The organism is Variovorax glucosi (genome assembly GCF_051216695.1).
Lineage (GTDB): Bacteria > Pseudomonadota > Gammaproteobacteria > Burkholderiales > Burkholderiaceae_C > Variovorax.
This window is the reverse complement of sequence record NZ_JBPJZE010000229.1, coordinates 1-1192: the sequence shown is the minus strand read 5'-3', so window position 1 is coordinate 1192 and position 1192 is coordinate 1. Positions and strand designations below refer to the sequence as shown.

The window sequence follows — 1192 nt, the reverse complement described above, 5'->3', positions numbered from 1 at the left end:
CTGGCCGCGCCGCTGCGATCTGCTGCTGCACAGCGGGGCACGGCCGGCCTTTGCCGGGGGCTATACGGCCACCCGGGCTCTCGCGCAAGATACGTTGGGCAGTGACGGGAAGCGTGTGCCATGGGCCGCCCTTGCCGGCCAGCCCGTGACCGCAATGGCGGCCATCGCGCGGCCCGAGGCCTTCTTCGACATGCTCCGCGCGCGCGGCCTGACGCTCGCCTCCGCCCCCGTGCGCAGCGAGACGGACAAATCCTGGCGCGCCAAGCCACAAGCCACCACAGACGAACGCCTGCCCGCCGTGTTCGCGATCGGCCGCTGAGGATGGTGGGCGTTACCGCAGCCACGCGCTGGGCATCGCGCGCGCAATTCTTCGCCGCCGGCTTCATCTTCGCGACCTGGGGCGTGCATGTGCCCACGGTCAAGGCGCACTACGGCATCGACGAAGCGCAGCTCGGGCTGGCGATGCTCGCGGCCGGCGCCGGCGCGATGTTCGGTCTGACCAGCGCGGGCCGCTGGATCGGCCGACACGGCCCGCGCCGCGTGGCCGGCATTTGCGGCTGCATCTACGCGCTGCTGCTGGCCGGCCTGATCGCGATGCCCGGCTATGCCGCGCTGCTGGTTCTGCTGGCGGCTTTCGGCCTCGTGACCAGCGTGTTCGACGTGTCGATCAACACCGAGGCGGCCCAACTCGAACTGCACGGCGACACGCCCCTGATGAGCGGCATGCACGGCATGTTCAGCCTGGGCGGAATGGCCGGTGCCGCGAGCGGCAGCGCCGCGCTGGCGGCAGGGCTTGGCGCGCAGGCGCACCTGCTGCTGGTCGCGGCCGCGATGGTGCTGCTCGTCGCCGTGGCCTCGACACGCATGCTGCCCAGGCCCGCTACCAGCGGTGCCACCGAGGCCGACCACGGCTTCCTGCTGCCCCGCGGCACGCTCGCGGTGCTGGGCGTGCTGGCCGCGCTGGGCCTGATCGCCGAAGGCGCGATCTACGACTGGAGCGTGCTCTATATGCAGCAGGAAATCGGCAGCCCTCAGCAACAGGCCGCCCTGGCCTATGCAAGCTTCTCAGCCGCGATGGCAGCGGCGCGCTTCGGCGGCGACGCGCTGCGCGCCCGCTTCTCGCCGAGCACGCTGCTGCTCGGCAGCGGCCTGCTGGCCGCGGCGTCCATGGCGCTGGTGCTCATCACCGACC

General features: G+C 72.0%; 1 protein-coding gene and 1 pseudogene. Both read left to right on the top strand.

Annotated elements, in window-relative coordinates; all coding sequences use genetic code 11:
- Positions 1–319: pseudogene (locus tag ACSFA3_RS24525) on the top strand (hypothetical protein); the annotation flags it as partial.
- 2 nt (positions 320–321) lie between these two features.
- The coding region (locus ACSFA3_RS24520; RefSeq protein ID WP_435507978.1) for an MFS transporter at positions 322–1192 on the top strand (871 nt) is incomplete at its 3' end.